The sequence below is a fragment of the Halobacillus sp. ABA4_118 genome (genome assembly GCF_056160205.1).
The window spans coordinates 1,234,602-1,251,778 of sequence record NZ_JBSWWS010000001.1 but is presented as its reverse complement, the minus strand read 5'-3'; the positions used below and the strand labels follow the sequence as shown (position 1 = coordinate 1,251,778).

Sequence of the window (17,177 nt, the reverse complement as noted above, 5' to 3'; positions counted from 1 at the left end):
GTAGGGTAATTGAACGAGACGACTGAGACTACATAATTTTTTACAACATAGATCAACAAATATGAAAGATTGGTAGGAAGTGATAGAAATTGTTTGAAACACATCACCGTATAACCGAAGACGCAGGCAGGATGAGGGACTTTCAAACCGTTATAAATCAGAAGTGCCGGGGTGACAGGAATTATGAAATTTAAAACGTTCGGCCGGCACGGAAAAGAAGGCGTCAAAAACATAACGAGAAACAAGTGGATGTCGGTAGCCTCCATTTCAGCGGTAACCGTAACCCTTCTGCTTGTAGGAGTTTTCGCGACACTTCTCCTGAACTTGAATGATATGGGAGAACAAATCGAGGAAGACGTCGAAGTCCGTGTTTTCATCGACCGTACCGCAGATGAGGAAAGCCGTGAGAACCTGCAGGGTCAATTGGAAGACGTATCGGGTGTATCCAGTGTGAATTTCCAGTCGAAGGATGAAGGCCTGGATAACCTGATCAACAGCATGGGAGATGAAGGGGAAGCCTTTGAATCTCTCAAAGATGAAAATCCATTGAATGACGTTTACGTAGTAAAAACGGCAGATCCACAGGATACGATTCAGGTAGCTGAATCGATTGAAAGCTTTGAAAACGTGGACAAAGTCGAGTATGCCAAAGAGACCGTAGAACGTTTGTTCAGCGTTATGGATGTAGCCAGAAACGTCGGACTGGCGATTATCGCAGGACTTTTGTTTACAGCGATGTTTTTGATTGCGAATACAATCAGGATCACTATCGTAGCCAGGGGACGTGAAATCGAGATTATGAAAATGGTAGGAGCGACCAATTGGTTCATACGCTGGCCTTTCTTATTCGAAGGTATCCTAATCGGAATTCTCGGGTCGATTTTACCTATCGCCTTTGTGATCTTTGGTTATGAGGCTCTCTACAATGAGATTACGGCCAGATATCCTACTTTATTTATAGACTTACTGCCGGTTTATCCGTTTGTTTTTGAAGTATCTGCCCTGCTTGTCCTGATGGGGGTCACCATTGGACTTTGGGGAAGCTTTACGTCCATCCGTAAGTATTTGAAGGTTTAAAAAATAGATGAATCATACACACAGGTGAGGAATCGGGGGAGGAAGAAGAGTGAAATCAAAAATCATAACTGCCGCTCTTACTGCCGGTCTGATTCTATCCGGTTTACCTGTTTCAACAACGGTGAATGCTGAAACAAATCAGGAGAAACTGGAAGAGAATAGACAACAGCAGTCTGAAAATGAGCAGGAAATTCAAGAAAAAGAAGATACAATCGCTGAGCTTCAGGAAGATCAGGATGAAGTAGATGCTGAGATTGCACGTCTGGACGAGCAGACGATGGATACACTGGATAAGATCCAGACGAAGGAAAATGAAATCGCACAGACAAGAGAGAACATCGATCAGCTGAAAGAAGAAATTGCGGAGCTTGAAAAGCGGATTGAAGAGCGTGATGAACTTCTTAAAGAACGGGTGAAATCCATGCATCAAAATGGTGGAAGCGTGGATTACCTTGATGTTCTCATGGGCGCTGAAAGCTTCGGAAACTTCCTGGAGCGTGTCATGAGCCTGAATACGATTGCTACACAGGATAAGGAAATTCTGGAAGAGCATCTTGCTGATAAGCAGGCTGTGGAAGAAAAAAAAGCCCAGGTGGAAGAGGAATTATCTTCCCTTGAAAGTAAATTGTCCGAGCTTGAAACTTTAAAGCAGGAGCTTGAAAGTAAGAAAGATAAAAAAGAAGCCTTGATGTCCACACTTGAGCAGGAAGAAGCAGATGCTCATAACCACATGGTCAGCGTGGAAGAAGAACAGGAAACACTTGCTGCACAGGAAGCCGCTATTGAGAAGGAAATCGAGCGTCAGCGCCAGCTCGAACTTGAACGGAAGCGTAAAGCTGAAGAAGAAGCCAGGAAGAAGGCTGCAGCCGAAAAAGCCGCAGCTGAAGAAGCCGCTGCAGAAAAAGCGGCTGAGGAAGAAAAATCAGAGGAGACTGTAAGCAGTGCCTCTTCCAATTCTTCATCTTCTGATAAATCCAGCACGTCTGATTCAAGTGAGTCTGAAAGCACGTCCAGTTCGTCATCCAGCAGCAACAGTTCAGGATTCATCTGGCCTGGCAATGCACCAGCAACATCAGAGTTTGACCGCAACCGGATCCACCCGATTTATGGTACACCGAAATTCCACTCTGGGATTGACTTAGCTGCGGGCGGTACGATTCCGATTGTTGCGTCTGCATCAGGTACGGTTATCCGGGCAAACTATTCATCCAGTTACGGGAATGTAGTCATGATTTCACACCAGATTAACGGTCAGACGTTCACAACCGTATATGCACACTTGAGAAGTACACCGGCCGTATCTGCCGGGCAAACGGTCTCTCAAGGTCAATTCCTAGGTAATATGGGAAGTACAGGTGCATCTACAGGACAGCACCTTCACTTCGAAATTCACGAAGGATCCTGGAATGGAAGCCGTACGAACGCTGTAAACCCTAGAAAGTATCTCCCATAAGTGAGAGGAGCTGTATCGATATGAATCGGTGCAGCTCTTTTTTATACTTTTCAAACTGGTGATGACCCTGTCATTGCTGCCTGCTTCTTATACTGCTTGATGCCTCGGTGGCCTGATGTATGTAATGGAACTGGTAAGCGTGCCTGACGGCTTAAATCTCTGCCACATAAGGGGCAGGTCCAATGTTCGTTCTGACAGCTGTAGGATGCCCTGTGGCAATGATGACATATTTTCCTGTACATAAGGCAAAGTCACTCCTTGATTAGTTGTTCTTTATAAAGAACTTTCTTTCATTATACTCCATTGCGTGTTGGATTCAATATAAAATACATATGTTCTTTATATCATTTGTGATTCTAAGGTCCTTATTTCAAAAACCTGTCCGAGGTGGGTATATCTGGATGTTATAATGAAAGGAAGAATGACTCCAAGATTGTACACCAACACCCTTTACCATAATGGAGGAGGATGTCCATGAGTCGGATGAAATTGATTCCGTACCGTACAGAAGCGATTATAGAAACAACAAACGAGCGGCCGAAAGGTATACAGATGGTGGAAGCTGAAAGCCTCTGGGAAGAATCGGATCAAGGAAATGGAAGCGTTACAGCGATCATTGATACAGGTTGTCAGCTTGATCATCCTGATCTTGAAGAAAACATCCTGGATGGACATAACTTTACGGATGATTATGGAGGGGATCCTGATAATTATTCAGATAATAATGGCCATGGGACACATGTAGCAGGGACCATTGCTGCCGTAGAGAATGGGGAAGGTGTCATAGGAGCGGCACCCAAGTCAAAACTTCTCATCTTAAAGGTCTTATCAGAGGATGGGGGAGGGGAGTATGAATGGATTATTGATGCCATTCATTACGCCGTTAACTGGAGAGGCCCCAATCAGGAACGGGTGAGAGTCATATCCATGTCACTTGGAGGTCCTCAAGATACAAAAGCCTTGAGAGAAGCTGTTAAAAACGCTGTCAGCCATAATGTATCCGTCGTTTGTGCTGCTGGTAACGAGGGAGATGGCAGGGAAGACACGATGGAGTACGGTTATCCTGGAGCATATAATGAAGTCATTCAAGTAGGAGCCATAGATGAACGGCGGGAACTGGCTGATTTTACGAATACGAACACCCAGCTTGATCTTGTGGCTCCCGGAGTGGATGTCCTTTCCACCTATTTAGAAGGAAAATACGCGAGGCTCTCTGGTACATCAATGGCCACGCCTCACGTCTCCGGAGGACTTGCTCTCCTTATTCCATTAGTTGAGAAGCAATTCAATCGATCGATGACAGAATCAGAAATATTCTCCCAGCTTATCAAACGTACGACTCCTCTTGGATATTCAAAAACAGCAGAGGGCAATGGGTTGATGACTTTGGCTTTAACGAAGAAGTTGGAGGATTTGTTCAGTACTTATATGAAGCAGTAAAAAGAAGACGATGCAGATAGCATCGTCTTCTTTTTATGGATCTCAGTCCATGTAATAGAAACAGTGATGAAAACTCAGTCCGTGACTTTGTGTAGAAAAATGTAAAAAACATGAAAATGATCTTATGTATACAAAAATGTTTGCAAGTGTACAAAAAGAAAACGTTTTGTTTGCGTTTATGATTGCATGCACACAAAAGCGTGTACATGCCGTAATGAAAGGATGTGTGCAATTATGTGTGCAAGTACACAGTATTGTTTGCTTGTGTGCATAAATGAACACGAAAAAAGGAGGATTGACTATTCTCTGATAGTTTAATAGATTCTAACTAAGGAGAGGTCATTTAAATAACTTATAAAAGGAGAACTGTTTATGACACATTCAAGAATTGCAGCCATTGATGTTGGTAATGATGCTTTGAAAGCAAACTTCGGGAAACTGGAATCTTCCCTTTATATTCCTAACGTAGTAGCGAGAGATTTGGAGGACCGCCCGGTTATCGGGATTGAGGATCTGGATGATAAAAACCCACTCGATAATCTACATATTCGGGTGCATTCCCCTGCCCTCAGGGAAAATAATGCGATTTACCGCGTAGGTAATCTGGCGACAAAAACAACAAACTCCACCGAGCTTGATCCAGGAAGCTATAAATCGGAAGAAGATCAGACCCTGATTATGCTGTTTGCGTCCCTTGCCCTTGATGCGGTTTCTGGAAAAGGATCTCAGCAAGCTAAAAATAATGTAGTAGAAGCCAACTATACGCTCGGTACGGGTCTTCCCCTGCGTGAAGTCAAAGAAGGGAAGGACGTAGGATACCGTTCCCAGCTCCTCGGATCTGTCCACCAGATTGAATTTTTAGTAACCCCTAAATATCAGGGGATGAAAGTCAACCTTAAGTTTGACGAAGTGAAAGTTTATCCGGAAGGCTTCGCCGCCTATGTCAACCTTGTTATGGATAATGATTTGAACATTATCAACAAGGAGCTTGTGGACAAGCAGATTCTTATTCAGGATATTGGTGGATTATCCACAGATATCGCGGTCATCCGCAACCGTAATGTGGATGATGACAAGGCACAGGGATTCAACCTCGGTGTTTCTGAATCGCTGGAAATGATTCGTGATGAAATTTTGACGAAGCATGGAGTAGAACTCGACAGCCGCCGGGACGTAGTCGATATTATTACGAGGAAGAACGACCGTCACCACATTATGGTTCGCGGAAGCCGTACAAGTGTCCATGACATAACCGATCGTATTCTCCTTGAACTGGCTAAGAAACAATACCGCTACCTGCGCAACGTGTGGCAGAAAAATTCCCAGACGGAAATCTGCTATTTTGTTGGTGGAGGCTCTGCTGTTCTTAAGGAATACATTAAGATGTTGAACAATAAACTGGACGGATTTAATATTGAATTCTTCGAGGATGAGGAAGAAAGCATCTGGATGATGGCAAACGCTTATTACAAGCTGATTTCCGACTTTATCCGTAAAACGAACAAAAAACCAGCCGAACCGGCGAATAAAAAAGTGGAACAACAGACCGGATCTTCCAAGTAAGGTGATCATTCATGAGTTCATCTAGAAAAAGTGTCGAACGGGGGCAGTCCATTACATTTCGTGTCCCCTCGGACACTCCGGATCATTTATTGAAACAATTGTCGCACTTGAAAGAGATAGAACGGCGCAATTTTTCCAGCCGTATTGCTCAGTTCGTTATGGACGGAGTGAATGAATCTCTTTCCAAGGATAAAGAAACGATTACAGTCCCTCTTCCGAAAGCCTTGTCGAAAGAGCAGAGAAACTGGATGAAGCATGAACATTCCGAAGCATTGATCGGCAGTATCCTCCATCAACTCATTATGGATCCCGTCCGTGCTACAACACTACTGGCTTCCCTGAACAGCCGCGCCTATGATATAGACGACGCCCTGTATCTTCAGGAAGAAACCGCTGCATCCGATGAGCCTCAAGTTCCTGTTATTCCTGATGAAGAGGAAGAAGGAGAAGAGCTGAAGGAGCCGGTGTTGGATACAACCGGAGACGATGATTTGGATGGACTGGACCTTGGCCATTTCCAGGACGACCTCCGTGATGCGGAGTCGTCGGGGGAAGCCGAGGAAGAGGATGATGACCTGCTCGGAGATTTTCTTTCAAGGATGAATCAATAATCGTAAGCCCGCTCTTAACACAGGAGAGGGCTTATTTTTTTGAAACTTTTTACTGGAAAATTACGTAAACCATTATACGAGGAGGGATATACTTGGTACTTCGTGTAGAGAATTGTTCAGTGGAAATCGCCGGAAATCCGATCTTACAACACGTAAGTCTCCAGGCCGGACGCGGAGAAATCCTTGCTCTGGTCGGTCATAATGGAGCAGGCAAATCGACGTTGATGAAAACGATGATTGGTATGAGAGGGAAGCTGACAGGGACGATTATGATTCAGCAGGAAAGTATGGATGACCATTTGAAGAACTATAAGCGTTTATTCAGTTATATCCCGGAAGAGCCGCTGCTGTTCAGTGAACTAACGACCCGGCAGCATTTTGATCTATACAGGCGGAGCTACTCCATCGATGAAGATATTTTTGCAGCCAGAGTTGAAGGGTATTTGGCCGCCTTTGAAATGACGGACAAAAAGGATGACTATCCAGAAGCGTTATCCAAAGGAATGAGGCAGAAGGTTCAGACGATTTGTGCCCTCCTGCCGGATGTTCCTGTTTTGTTTATTGACGAACCTTTTATGGGGCTGGATGTATACGCTGGTCAATATTTAGAAGAAGAGTTGATTCGCAGAAAAGAACAGGGCATGACGATTATTCTGACCACTCACCAGCTGGACAAAGTGAAAGCTCTGGCAGATACATACGTTATGTTGAAACATGGTTCTGTGTCTTCCTCCGGCCCTGTCGAATCTTTTGAGAAGCTGGAAAGAAGGGAGCATAAATGAACAGGCCGGAGAGCAGGCAGGTTTTTCGGCTGCTGCAGCGTAGTCGTCGGCAGAAAAAGATGCATTTGTACCGAAAATCGTTTAAGACGTTGTATGATCCTGTGGTATTTCTTTATGCCGGGGTCATGGCCGTTATATTGCTCTTTATCAGCCTTGATTGGTTGAAAGAATTCACCCCGTTTTTTCAAACATTGGAAAAACGTGCCTTGATGTATCTCCCTTTTCTTCCCCTTGCAGTGTGGGTGAGAGCTTGTATGGCAGCTTTCAAGGATTCCTCGCTGCCTTTTACTTCATCAGAACTTCACCTCAGTCTTCTTCCTCATTCCAGACGGGACATTCTTTTATATTTATACAAGGAGAAGGCAGGGAAAACCCTCCTTCTGGCAGCCGTTTTGCTATTGGCAGCCGGTTCTATCACCCCACTATCGTCAGCCTTTACACTTTTATTTCTTATGGTATATGGAGTCAGTCATCTGTTTGAGGTGTGGATTCAATGGAGAATGTACAGCACACCGTGGTATATCAAACTGGTGCTTGCCGCTGCAGGGGGAATGGTTATAACGGCCGGCTATACAGCAGGATCCTTCCTTGGTCTGGTTATCGGGACACTGGTGTGGGCTGCCGCAGCTTCCAGTGCCTGCTTTTATTATTATGAACCTTCCTGGGGCAGGATCGCGGAACGGAACGACGCAAAGGTTTGGAACCTGTGGCTGGTCAATCAAGTGACGAATGTCGCTGTAAAACCACCCAGACGGTTTACGGCTGCGGTCCAGAGAAGGAGAAACAGTAGGTTTTATCCTAAGCGGTTGTATGATCGGATCTGGCTGTCCCATGGAAAAGAATCCTACAACTATCTGCTGTCTGCTCTAACAGCGGGCGTCCTTATTATAGTCGCAGTTCCACTCCAGGTGGACTGGATGAGATTTTTAACGGTGCCGCTGGCTGCTTTTATCTTTGTTGAAGTGTCGACCAGTATCTTTCACAACTTTTTTAAACAGCCGACGGTATTTCGATTTATCCCAGTTGAGGATGAACTGCTCGCCCTTACGTATGTGAAATGGATGAACCCCCTGCTTGTTATTTATGGATGTGCGGTGATGGTTATTCAGGAGATGCTCGGTTTCTCTTTGGTTTCTTCGTGTATCCAGGCATTGGCCATTGCTTGTTGGACGGGGTATGACTTGAAAGGGAGCGTGTTGGAGGAGATGAGGAAAGTGAATGAAGAATCCTTTTATCCAGCTTCGTGGTATCGATTGGCGGGATATGTATTCACAGCCGCCGTTATGGTGTATCCACCTTCAGCTCTCCTTCTTATGGTCTTCTTTCTCACCCGGGGAGGGTTCCGTTTGAATATACGACGAAAAAGAACCCTCTGATTCTATTCAGGGGGTTCCATTCATACGGTGGTGTCCAGCAAAGGCTATGAAAGAGGCTTCATCTTCAATCAGACCGCAGGCCCCGCACTGGACCTTAATGGCTGGTCCTTGATAAGCGAGATGAAAGGCATCCATGGTTTCTGCAGTGTAAGAAGGATTTTTTTCTCCAGTCTGCGGGTCCATCTTGACCGGCATTGCCTGCTGTTCAATGACGTTAAAGCGAGAACGGTTTGTTCTGCATCCTGGACATAAATAAGGATTCAAATCGATCACCTCCAGGAATAGGGTTCCCGAAAGGCCGGCATTTATGAGCCGGCCTTATTTCCCGGGGAATAGAACGAGGAGGCTTCCTTTGGTACGGATTGCTGAATGAACTGTCCGGCCACGAGTCTATTTCTGACCGTAATGCCCAGCCAGGAGGCAAGAAACGCCTTGATCAATCCGACCGCGATAAAAGGATAGGCACCGGTGGCAAGGGCTGCGGTCCAGCTGATATCAAGAACGAATTTTAACTGCAGGGTTCCACATAGAAGAGTGATGACCATCCCGGCCGTATTCGCCGCCAACGCCCATCCTAAGTTGAATGACGTTTTTTCGAGGATATATCCAGTTATAAATGCACTGAGTATGAATCCGAAAATGTATCCTCCCGTCGGTCCGGCAAGAACCTGGGGTCCTCCGCTGAACCCTGCAAATACAGGCATCCCTACCGCACCCAAAGCCATGTATCCAACCATAGCTGCTGCGCCCTGGCGGCTCCCGAGAATCGTGGCGGTTAAGCCGACAGCAAGTGTCTGGCCGCTGATCGGTACAACGGGAAGAGGGATTTCAACTTGGGCCATAATGGCCGTTAATGCGGCGAAAATCGCACTATTCAACAAAAATCATAGCTTTCTGCTTTCGTCTGACATGAAGCAGCCTCCTTTTGTAAACTTATTTTATAATAGGTTAACATAAAAAGAGGAGAGAGATGACAAACGATGAAAAATTCATGTATAGATAGTAACTTTTAAGTGTCATAGGCCAAGAGGTTCATTTTTCCATGACAAACCTGTAATAAACCAAGGATAAATGTGTCAGAGTTTTAAAACTATCGCCATAATGGTACAAAAATGAAATAAGATGAGTTAAAATAGGGTAATGTAAAATTAACGGAGGTTTTACAATGTTTACAGGAAATAAATATATAAATAAAAAAACAGGACTGAAACTACTAGTCTATGCATTTGTGATCGGTCTATTCTGGTTGAAAATGTATTATATTCAAACAAACATTTTCACATTGGGTGTCGAGAATGCGAATGAGGCGAATATTCTGGCCTTCAACCCGCTCAGCAGTATATTCCTATTGTTCGGAGTTGGAATTCTGCTTGGACGCCGGCGAGGGATGTTTGCTGCCTACATTCTAGGATCCATCCTGCTTTATGTGAATGTGTTGTTTTATCGTGAATACAATGATTTCATCACTATTCCGATGTTAAATCAAGTAGCCAACCTGGCTGACCTCGGGGGAAGTATTACGACGATTATGAGTCCTGCTGACTTATGGTTGTTCGTTGATGTGATTGCTGCAGGCTTTCTGTTGTTTTATCTCAAACCTTCCCGCTTCCAGGCGTTCACACCGAAGCGGCCGGAGGGAATCGTTCTGGCCATCGTTGCTATTCCCCTGTTCATTGTAAACCTTCAATGGGCGGAGACAGAACGTACGGACCTGCTTGAACGAACATTTGACCGCAACATGCTTGTCAAATACATTGGTGTATTGAACTATCATGTGTATGATATTGTTCTTCAAGGGAAGACCGAAATGAAGAAAACGCTGGCGGACAGCAATGAGCTCGTCCCGGTCATTAACTATTTGAACGAAAACAAGAAAGAAGACAGCGACAGACTGGAAGGTGCCGCTGAAGGCAAGAACGTGATTGCCATTTCATTGGAAAGTACACAGACCTTTGTAGTGGATAATACGCTGCATGGCGAGGAGCTGACTCCTTACTTCAACGACCTGAAAGAAGAGGGGATCTACTTTGATAACTTCTATCACCAGGTTAAACAAGGACGGACGTCTGATTCCGAATTTCTACTGGCGAACTCCCTTTATCCTCTGAACCGTGGCGCCGTATTCTTTACGCACTCCGGTAACGAATATAAAGCGATGCCGAGCGTACTTGGTGAAAATGGCTACTTTACAAATTCCATGCACGCCAACGATAAGACATTCTGGAACAGAAACGTGATGTATGATTCGCTGGGGTATGATGAATTCTTCTCCAAGGAAGATTATGAGGTAACGACAGAAAAGTCCCACGGGTGGGGGTACCTTGATGAATACTTCTTTGAAGATTCCTTGAACAAAATGCAGGAGATGGATCAGCCGTTCTATTCTAAAATGATTACGCTGACCAACCATTACCCGTTCACACTTCCTGAAGAGTTGAAACTCATTGAAGAAGGCGAAACGAGCAGCGGCACATTGAACCGTTATTTCCAAACCATCCGCTATCAGGATGAAGCGTTGAAAAAATTCGTCGAGGACTTCAAGAACTCAGAGCTGTATGACAATACAATCCTCGTCATTTATGGAGATCACTTCGGCATTTCCGAGAATCACCAGGAAGCGATGGGTGAGTATTTAGGAAAAGAAATAAATGAGTATGAACAGTTCCAGCTTCAACGTGTTCCTTTCCTTATCTACGGAAAAGACATTGAGTCTGAGGAGAATCATACGGTTGGTGGACAAGTTGACCTGCGTCCAACCCTTATGAATCTTTTAGGTATTGAAGATGAGAACCCTGTCCAATTCGGTCATGATCTGTTGGATGAAGACCGCCGTCAACTGATGATCACACGAGACGGAAACTTTGCCAACGAAGAATACGTTGGTATTCAAGGCACATGCTATGATCGTGAAACAGGAGAAGAAGTCGAAGATGGAGCTGCCTGTGAAGATGGCTTCACGGCCGCACAGGAAGAATTGGAGATGTCCGACTCCATCGTATACGGCGACCTGCTCCGCTATCTGGACGAAACGGAATTGGTCACAGAAGATGAACAACCCCAAGCAAACGAAGAATAAACCAAACCCCTCTGCTGTCAGGCAGAGGGGTTTTTATGTCCAGAGTGCATAAGAAGGTTTTCAAATATAGAAAGGTTCACGGTAACGGACCAGAAGCTACGGACCTCCATCCCGGAAATCCTCCGGGGGTAGAGGGGCGGGTAAAGATAACAACGAAAAAGGACCTGGGAGGGTCCTTTTTTAAGAGCACTGTTAAAGTCTGTTGTTGATATTTTAAACGAGTACTAAATCGTCTCCCTCTGGAATTAGGGGTCCGGTCTGCTATTTACTCAGAGCATAGGATGGCAGGGAAAACCGTCCGTTTTCCGCGGGGAACTTCCTCGAACTCCAACGCCGCCTCCTACAAATCCCATGACAGAAAGGGGTGATCTGAGCTCACATGTTAAATAATAACACCAAGCAATAACAGAGCCTTTTTAAAAGATGTCCATCCAGATCTTAACCGTCGATGCCAGGATCAGTACAGCAAGGACCGTCTGGAGAATCTTTGTATTCACTTTCTTACCAGCGGTTGCTCCGAGAGGGGCCGCAATCAGACTGGCCACAATCATAATAGCAGCAGGCGCGTATTCCACCTGGCCGGTCGTAATTTTTCCAATCGTTGCGCCAATGGAAGAAATGAACGTAATCGCCAGAGAAGAAGCAATCGTCATTCTTGTTGGGATCTTTAATACGACAAGCATAATGGGTACAAGCAGGAAAGCTCCGGCAGCACCGACGATCCCGGCTCCAATCCCGACAATCAGGGCAAGCCCGGCGGCCAGCGGACGGTTGAACGTCACTTCATCCATCTCCTGGTCATCCAGTCCATTTTTCGGAATGAACATCATAACGGTAGCAATCAGGGCGAGGATACCGTAAACAAGGTTGATACCTGCTTCCGGCATGAAACGCGACCCGTACCCTCCGATAAAGCTCCCGATCAGAATGCTGATTCCCATATAAATAATCAGCGGCTTATTTAAGTAACCGCCTTTCCGGTAGGCCCACACACCGCCGATGGTGGCAAAGAAAACCTGGACCGCACTGATCCCGGAAACTTCATGAGAGGTGAAGGCTGTAAAACCGACAAGAGGTGGAATATAAAGCAGCATCGGGTATTTTATAATCGATCCGCCAATTCCGAGCATGCCTGATACATAGGAACCGACAAAACCGATAAGGAAAATCGTAAGAATAAATCCAAATTCCATGAAGATGACCTCCTTAAAAAGAGGGAACCTGTACTGGTTCCCTCTGCATTTTTTATACGTAAATCTGTGTGTTTACTCGCCTTTTTGAATCCAGAACTTGAATAAGCCGTCTTCTTCTTCATGTTTCAGCAGTTCATGACCGCCGGACTTTGCCCATGCTGTCAAATCGCTTTTCGCACCTTTATCCGTGGCGTGAATTTCAAGAATTTCACCGGCTTCAACGTCTTTCATCGCTTTTTTGGTTTTTACAATCGGCATTGGGCATGCCAGACCTTTTGCATCAAGTACTTTCGCTGCGTTCATATTGTTTCCTCCTCAATTTTGATTGATGCATGCGTCCGTAGTGGACGGACGCATGTCAGAATGGTTTATCTTACAGCACAGCGGTTTGGACCAATCTCCATTTCCCGCTGCTCTTCGTGGTCAGGGCTGATTCTGCCCATATTCGTTTCACGGATCTGTTGATAGGCGTTTGGCTGTGGTGGCAGGTTTTCTGTAACCATACGGCGGAATTCACCTTCATCGGATATATTCAAGCCGTGGTTCCGGGAAAACAGAGTTCCAAGTTTCTCTGCTACCGTGCCGTCTTCGTTCAATTCTTTCATCATCATAAAGTGGGCGGGGAGGACGACGAGTTCATTAGAGAGTTCCTTATAGCGTGTATAAAGGGTTTCGCGCAGGTCCCCTACCCAGTCCTCTGCTTTTCCAGCCAGGTCAGGACGGCCGATGGAATCGATGAATAGAATATCTCCCGTCATCAGAAACGTATCGTCCACGACAAAAGAAGTGGATCCGATTGTGTGTCCTGGTGAGTACAACGCATGAATATCAATGTTCGAATGACCGATCTGGACGTGATCGGCATCCCTTAGAGGCTGATAGTTGAAGACAACTTCACCGGCATCTTCCGGTGGCAGCCAGTAAACAGCTCCTGTTTCCTCTGCAAGCTTACGACCGCCTGAAATGTGGTCTGCATGAAGATGGGTATCAAAGACATTCGTAATCGTTACTCCGAGTTTCTCAGCAAAATCCGTGTAGGCTTCGGTCATTCTTACTGCATCAATGATGGCTGCTTCGCCTCCGGATGTGACCATATAGGAAAGACATCCTTTTCCGAGACGGACGAACTGATACAGTTCACCGCCGTCCTTCAGATCACTGACTTTCCTTGGCTCGAGATGCTCACTCCAGGCTTTCATACCGCCTTCCACTGAATAAACATCTGTCATTCCTTCTTCAACAAGCATCTCTGCAACCATTTGTGAAGAACCACCTTTGGCACAAACGACAGCAATCGGTTGATCTTTTGGCAGCTGTCCTATAATTTCATCGACACCGTCCAGCAAATCAAAATAGGGAACGTTTAAATAAGAAAAATGCTCACTTTCGATTTTCCAGTCCTGATGGGCATCTTCTGTGCGGACATCCAAAAGGAACAGCTCTTCGTTATTCAGGACTTTATGAGCAATGTCTTGGATCGACATATTTTTCATTGTCATACACTTACCCCCTTGGGTATTATTTCAGTCAAAAAATTATTGGTTCAGTGATTTCATTTCGCCGTTCCAGCCGCTCATCCCGGGAACTACGTTATAAACAGCAGGAAACCCTTTATCGGCAAGCTTTTGTGCGGCCAGATCGCTTCGGCTGCCTGTGCGGCACACGACATAGACCGTTTTACTTTGATCGAGTTCATCGCCACGATCGTCGATTTCACCCAAAGGAATAGAAATGGCCTCAGGGATGTGATGGAAGGCATATTCTGCTGTTTCGCGAACATCAACAATGATGGATTCAGGATTTGAGCGAACAGCATCCAGTTCTTCGTTGTTCACGACATCCGGGTGCTTTTTCTCTGCTGTTTCTTCATCATTTGATTTGCGTACAAAGTGTTTGAGGATTCCGTCTTCTTCAATGGTACCCAGGTACTGGTGACCGGCACTTTTCGTCCATGCCTGCAGATCTGCCGTTGATCCTTTATCAGTGGCCTGGACTTCAAGTACCTGTCCGGATTCCATGTTTTTCATCGATTTTTTCGTCTTCACGATCGGCATCGGGCAGGCTAATCCTTTAGCGTCCAGTGTTGCATCTGTTTTCAATTCCATTGCAATTCCTCCTCTACCCATAAGGGTCACTTGGTTATTTCGTCGGTCCTTCCCAGCTCATCATGCCGCCTTCCATGTTCGTGATATCAAATCCTTTATCTTCAAGGATCTCGCTGGCACGCCCGCTGCGTCCACCTGAACGGCAGACCATAAGATAAGGTTTTTCTTTATCAAGTTCATCTGCGCGGTCTGCAATGGATCCCAGCGGAATGTGTTTAGCACCTGGAATCATACCTTCAGCGACTTCTTCATCTTCGCGAACATCCACAATATTTAATGTTTTTCCTTCATTCAGCTTTTGTTCGACTTCTTTTGCCGTCAATGTCTTCATTCTTGATTCCTCCTTGATTATATAAACAGGTTTACAGCGCCGTCTTCAGCATCAGCGAGATAGGCGGCTACACCGGCATATTGAATGTCATCCAACAGTTCTTCTTTCTGCAGACCTAAAAGGTCCATAGTCATCGTGCAGGCTACAAGGTTCACATCTTGTTCCTGGGCCATGTCGATCAAATCCGGCAGCGGCATAACGTTATGCTTTTTCATAACGTCTTTGATCATCTTCGGTCCAAATCCGGCAAAGTTCATTTTAGAGATGCCCATTTTATTTACACCTCTAGGCATCATCCGGCCGAACATTTTCTCCATAAACCCTTTTTTCAATTGGATGGGTTCATCTTTACGTAAAGCATTCAATCCCCAGAACGTGTGGAAAATGGTGACTTCATGATCATAAGCTGCTGCTCCGTTGGCAATGATGTAGGCAGCCATTGCCTTATCATAATCCCCGCTGAATAAAATGATATTCGTCTTTTTTGTGTCAGACAATGTTATATCCTCCTTGAATTTATACACCATAGGGTATATTAAAATCTAAAAATTTATCTGCTTTTGACGAGCAGTTGAACGGCCTCATTAATGGAGGCTTCTTTATCTTCCTGTTGATCTGCTTCCTGGATGCACTCCACAAGGTTGGAACTTACCACAAGTCCAATCGCTCGGTCAATGGCACTCCGCGAAGCAGAAAGCTGCGTAATGACATCTTTACAGTCTTTATTTTCTTCCATCATCTTCAATACACCACGCAGCTGGCCTTCGAGACGCTTGACTCTGTTCTTCATGGCGTCATTATATTCCATGTTTTCCCCTCCTTGTGAAGATGTTTGCTGTTGAACAGTACATGACATATCATATACCCCTATAGGTATAATGTCAACACCTTCGTTTGAATAAATGGATAGGACGAGAAGGAAGGGTGAAGCTAGGAAAGGAGGTGAGGATCCATGGATTTGTGGAAAGACCTGTTCATTGTCGTCCTTCGGATTGTTACGATTCTCCCGCTGATGCTCGGGGTTGGTATTTTCATGGGGAAACGGTCGATCGGGGAACTGCCGGTCTTTGATTTTCTCGTCGTGCTTGTGTTAGGTTCTGTCGTTGGCGCAGATATCGCGGATCCTGATATCGATCATATACATACGGTTGCTGCCATTATTGTTATAGCCCTGCTCCAGAAATTCATTGTTACGGTGAAGCTGAAAAACAGGAAGCTGGGCAGACTGCTGACATTTGAACCGACCATTGTCGTATATGAAGGGAAAATGGTGGAGAAAAACCTCCAGCAGATCCGCTATTCCATTGATAACATTACTCAAATGCTTCGCGAACAGCAGGTTTTCGATCTCACTCAGGTGGAGCTCGGAATCGTGGAAGCCAACGGCCAGTTATCTGTGAAATTAGTGCCTGAAAAAGAACCGCCCACACGTGAGGAATTCCAGATGCCTTTAAGGGGAGGGGGGTATGATATCCCCGTCATTCTTGATGGAACCCTCCAGCTTGATATCCTCCAGAGGATGGGGCGTGACCGTGGGTGGCTGGAATCAGTGCTTGGAGATCATCAGGTAACAGATGTTTTCTTCGGGGCAATAACAAGTGAAGGGGAATTTCATTACTCGTTAAAAGGGAATCCTCCAGACAATCTGCCTCCGCTTAACCATTAAAAAAGAGCTGCCACGAGGCAGCTCTTTTCACCCTTATATCGATTTGTCCATACAGCGGATCAAACGTGATTCAATATCTTCAGCCATGGCAAGAATTTGGTCGTCATTCACCATTTGTGTAAGGGAGGATGGTTTGGGCATCCCGATCCTTGTTTGCTGCTGCTCTTTATAAACAACCATTTTACAAGGCAGGAAGTATCCAGCCATTTTGTTCTGTTCCAGGACACGCTGGGCTTCTTTTGGATTGCACACTTCAAGAACCCGGAAATCGTCCTCAAAATCCAAGCCTTTCTCGTTCAATTTTCCCTTCAGGTCGAAATTCCATAGGACACCGAACTGTTCCTCTTTCAAATTCGCTTCCAGGCTTTCAACGGCCTGCTCTACGCTTTTTTCTGTTTCAACCGTATAATGAAACATGTTCTCCCTCCTTATGAATTCTTCTTTACCATACCCATTGTGGTATGTTGTTAATCATGGAGGATTGGAAAGGTGTGAATTGTAAGA

Annotated in this window: 19 protein-coding genes; 9 read left to right on the top strand and 10 right to left on the bottom strand. The window is 45.4% G+C overall.

Going from position 1 to position 17,177, the window contains the following annotated elements:
* The first annotated feature begins 183 nt into the window (after positions 1–183).
* The 7 genes from ftsX (at position 184) to ACXAGL_RS06110 (ending at position 8,302) form a co-directional block, all read left to right on the top strand.
* Positions 184–1,077 carry a permease-like cell division protein FtsX gene (gene ftsX, locus ACXAGL_RS06140; protein WP_474969965.1) on the top strand — a complete coding sequence of 298 codons (894 nt, stop codon included), beginning with the start codon at positions 184–186 and terminating at the stop codon, positions 1,075–1,077.
* 49 nt (positions 1,078–1,126) lie between these two features.
* Positions 1,127–2,530 (top strand): murein hydrolase activator EnvC family protein, encoded by a 1,404-nt coding sequence (locus tag ACXAGL_RS06135; RefSeq protein ID WP_474990393.1) that lies wholly within the window; start codon positions 1,127–1,129, stop codon positions 2,528–2,530.
* 474 nt (positions 2,531–3,004) lie between these two features.
* On the top strand, positions 3,005–3,970 hold the full coding sequence (locus ACXAGL_RS06130) for a S8 family peptidase (protein WP_474990391.1): 966 nt from the start codon (positions 3,005–3,007) through the stop codon (positions 3,968–3,970).
* 372 nt (positions 3,971–4,342) lie between these two features.
* Positions 4,343–5,533, top strand: a complete 1,191-nt coding sequence (locus ACXAGL_RS06125; protein ID WP_474969961.1) for an Alp7A family actin-like protein — start codon at positions 4,343–4,345, stop codon at positions 5,531–5,533.
* Positions 5,534–5,544: 11 nt separating this feature from the next.
* A complete protein-coding gene (locus ACXAGL_RS06120; RefSeq protein WP_474990389.1) occupies positions 5,545–6,144 on the top strand; it encodes a hypothetical protein in 600 nt (199 codons plus the stop codon).
* A gap of 92 nt (positions 6,145–6,236) precedes the next feature.
* Positions 6,237–6,926 carry an ABC transporter ATP-binding protein gene (locus ACXAGL_RS06115; protein WP_474990387.1) on the top strand — a complete coding sequence of 230 codons (690 nt, stop codon included), beginning with the start codon at positions 6,237–6,239 and terminating at the stop codon, positions 6,924–6,926.
* A complete protein-coding gene (locus tag ACXAGL_RS06110; RefSeq protein ID WP_474990385.1) occupies positions 6,923–8,302 on the top strand; it encodes a hypothetical protein in 1,380 nt (459 codons plus the stop codon). Before ACXAGL_RS06115 ends, ACXAGL_RS06110 begins: the two co-directional genes overlap by 4 nt.
* 6 nt (positions 8,303–8,308) lie before the next feature.
* Here the strand turns inward: ACXAGL_RS06110 and ACXAGL_RS06105 are convergent, their stop codons facing one another.
* Positions 8,309–8,566 (bottom strand): DNA alkylation repair protein, encoded by a 258-nt coding sequence (locus ACXAGL_RS06105; protein ID WP_474969957.1) that lies wholly within the window; start codon positions 8,564–8,566, stop codon positions 8,309–8,311.
* 41 nt (positions 8,567–8,607) lie between these two features.
* Positions 8,608–9,183 (bottom strand): biotin transporter BioY, encoded by a 576-nt coding sequence (locus tag ACXAGL_RS06100; protein ID WP_474990383.1) that lies wholly within the window; start codon positions 9,181–9,183, stop codon positions 8,608–8,610.
* Positions 9,184–9,467: 284 nt separating this feature from the next.
* Here ACXAGL_RS06100 and ACXAGL_RS06095 point away from each other — a divergent pair, with 284 nt between their 5' ends.
* A complete protein-coding gene (locus ACXAGL_RS06095) occupies positions 9,468–11,378 on the top strand; it encodes an LTA synthase family protein (protein WP_474990381.1) in 1,911 nt (636 codons plus the stop codon).
* A gap of 416 nt (positions 11,379–11,794) precedes the next feature.
* On the opposite strand, the gene ACXAGL_RS06090 is transcribed toward ACXAGL_RS06095, so the two are convergent.
* From ACXAGL_RS06090 to ACXAGL_RS06060, 7 genes are all read right to left on the bottom strand, one after another.
* The gene (locus ACXAGL_RS06090) at positions 11,795–12,571 is read right to left on the bottom strand and encodes a sulfite exporter TauE/SafE family protein (protein ID WP_474990379.1); all 777 of its coding nucleotides are present in this window, start codon (positions 12,569–12,571) and stop codon (positions 11,795–11,797) included.
* A 72-nt stretch (positions 12,572–12,643) separates the two neighbouring features.
* Positions 12,644–12,874, bottom strand: coding sequence for a sulfurtransferase TusA family protein (locus ACXAGL_RS06085; RefSeq protein WP_474990377.1), 231 nt, complete (start codon positions 12,872–12,874; stop codon positions 12,644–12,646).
* Between the two features lie 65 nt (positions 12,875–12,939).
* Positions 12,940–14,070 carry an MBL fold metallo-hydrolase gene (locus tag ACXAGL_RS06080; protein WP_474990375.1) on the bottom strand — a complete coding sequence of 377 codons (1,131 nt, stop codon included), beginning with the start codon at positions 14,068–14,070 and terminating at the stop codon, positions 12,940–12,942.
* Positions 14,071–14,106: 36 nt separating this feature from the next.
* Positions 14,107–14,676 carry a sulfurtransferase TusA family protein gene (locus ACXAGL_RS06075; RefSeq protein WP_474990373.1) on the bottom strand — a complete coding sequence of 190 codons (570 nt, stop codon included), beginning with the start codon at positions 14,674–14,676 and terminating at the stop codon, positions 14,107–14,109.
* A gap of 34 nt (positions 14,677–14,710) precedes the next feature.
* Positions 14,711–15,007, bottom strand: coding sequence for a rhodanese-like domain-containing protein (locus ACXAGL_RS06070; protein WP_474969951.1), 297 nt, complete (start codon positions 15,005–15,007; stop codon positions 14,711–14,713).
* A gap of 17 nt (positions 15,008–15,024) precedes the next feature.
* The gene (locus tag ACXAGL_RS06065; protein ID WP_474990371.1) at positions 15,025–15,534 is read right to left on the bottom strand and encodes a DsrE/DsrF/DrsH-like family protein; all 510 of its coding nucleotides are present in this window, start codon (positions 15,532–15,534) and stop codon (positions 15,025–15,027) included.
* 23 nt (positions 15,535–15,557) lie between these two features.
* A complete protein-coding gene (locus tag ACXAGL_RS06060) occupies positions 15,558–15,815 on the bottom strand; it encodes a metal-sensitive transcriptional regulator (protein ID WP_474969949.1) in 258 nt (85 codons plus the stop codon).
* Between the two features lie 144 nt (positions 15,816–15,959).
* Here ACXAGL_RS06060 and ACXAGL_RS06055 point away from each other — a divergent pair, with 144 nt between their 5' ends.
* Entirely contained in the window at positions 15,960–16,673 is a 714-nt protein-coding gene (locus ACXAGL_RS06055; protein WP_474990369.1) for a DUF421 domain-containing protein, read from the top strand.
* A gap of 33 nt (positions 16,674–16,706) precedes the next feature.
* On the opposite strand, the gene ACXAGL_RS06050 is transcribed toward ACXAGL_RS06055, so the two are convergent.
* Positions 16,707–17,090 carry a DUF302 domain-containing protein gene (locus tag ACXAGL_RS06050; RefSeq protein ID WP_474969947.1) on the bottom strand — a complete coding sequence of 128 codons (384 nt, stop codon included), beginning with the start codon at positions 17,088–17,090 and terminating at the stop codon, positions 16,707–16,709.
* Positions 17,091–17,177: the final 87 nt, after the last annotated feature.

What these genes read in the sequence shown, in the direction of transcription:
- ACXAGL_RS06065 (WP_474990371.1), bottom strand. Translation starts at nt 15,534, where the DNA reads ATGGTGTATAAATTCAAGGAGGATATAACATTGTCTGACACAAAAAAG.
- ACXAGL_RS06095 (WP_474990381.1), top strand. Translation starts at nt 9,468, where the DNA reads ATGTTTACAGGAAATAAATATATAAATAAAAAAACAGGACTGAAACTA.
- ACXAGL_RS06120 (WP_474990389.1), top strand. Translation starts at nt 5,545, where the DNA reads ATGAGTTCATCTAGAAAAAGTGTCGAACGGGGGCAGTCCATTACATTT.
- ftsX (WP_474969965.1), top strand. Translation starts at nt 184, where the DNA reads ATGAAATTTAAAACGTTCGGCCGGCACGGAAAAGAAGGCGTCAAAAAC.
- ACXAGL_RS06080 (WP_474990375.1), bottom strand. Translation starts at nt 14,070, where the DNA reads ATGACAATGAAAAATATGTCGATCCAAGACATTGCTCATAAAGTCCTG.
- ACXAGL_RS06060 (WP_474969949.1), bottom strand. Translation starts at nt 15,815, where the DNA reads ATGGAATATAATGACGCCATGAAGAACAGAGTCAAGCGTCTCGAAGGC.
- ACXAGL_RS06075 (WP_474990373.1), bottom strand. Translation starts at nt 14,676, where the DNA reads ATGGAATTGAAAACAGATGCAACACTGGACGCTAAAGGATTAGCCTGC.
- ACXAGL_RS06130 (WP_474990391.1), top strand. Translation starts at nt 3,005, where the DNA reads ATGAGTCGGATGAAATTGATTCCGTACCGTACAGAAGCGATTATAGAA.
- ACXAGL_RS06090 (WP_474990379.1), bottom strand. Translation starts at nt 12,571, where the DNA reads ATGGAATTTGGATTTATTCTTACGATTTTCCTTATCGGTTTTGTCGGT.
- ACXAGL_RS06070 (WP_474969951.1), bottom strand. Translation starts at nt 15,007, where the DNA reads ATGAAGACATTGACGGCAAAAGAAGTCGAACAAAAGCTGAATGAAGGA.
- ACXAGL_RS06110 (WP_474990385.1), top strand. Translation starts at nt 6,923, where the DNA reads ATGAACAGGCCGGAGAGCAGGCAGGTTTTTCGGCTGCTGCAGCGTAGT.
- ACXAGL_RS06125 (WP_474969961.1), top strand. Translation starts at nt 4,343, where the DNA reads ATGACACATTCAAGAATTGCAGCCATTGATGTTGGTAATGATGCTTTG.
- ACXAGL_RS06055 (WP_474990369.1), top strand. Translation starts at nt 15,960, where the DNA reads ATGGATTTGTGGAAAGACCTGTTCATTGTCGTCCTTCGGATTGTTACG.
- ACXAGL_RS06085 (WP_474990377.1), bottom strand. Translation starts at nt 12,874, where the DNA reads ATGAACGCAGCGAAAGTACTTGATGCAAAAGGTCTGGCATGCCCAATG.
- ACXAGL_RS06050 (WP_474969947.1), bottom strand. Translation starts at nt 17,090, where the DNA reads ATGTTTCATTATACGGTTGAAACAGAAAAAAGCGTAGAGCAGGCCGTT.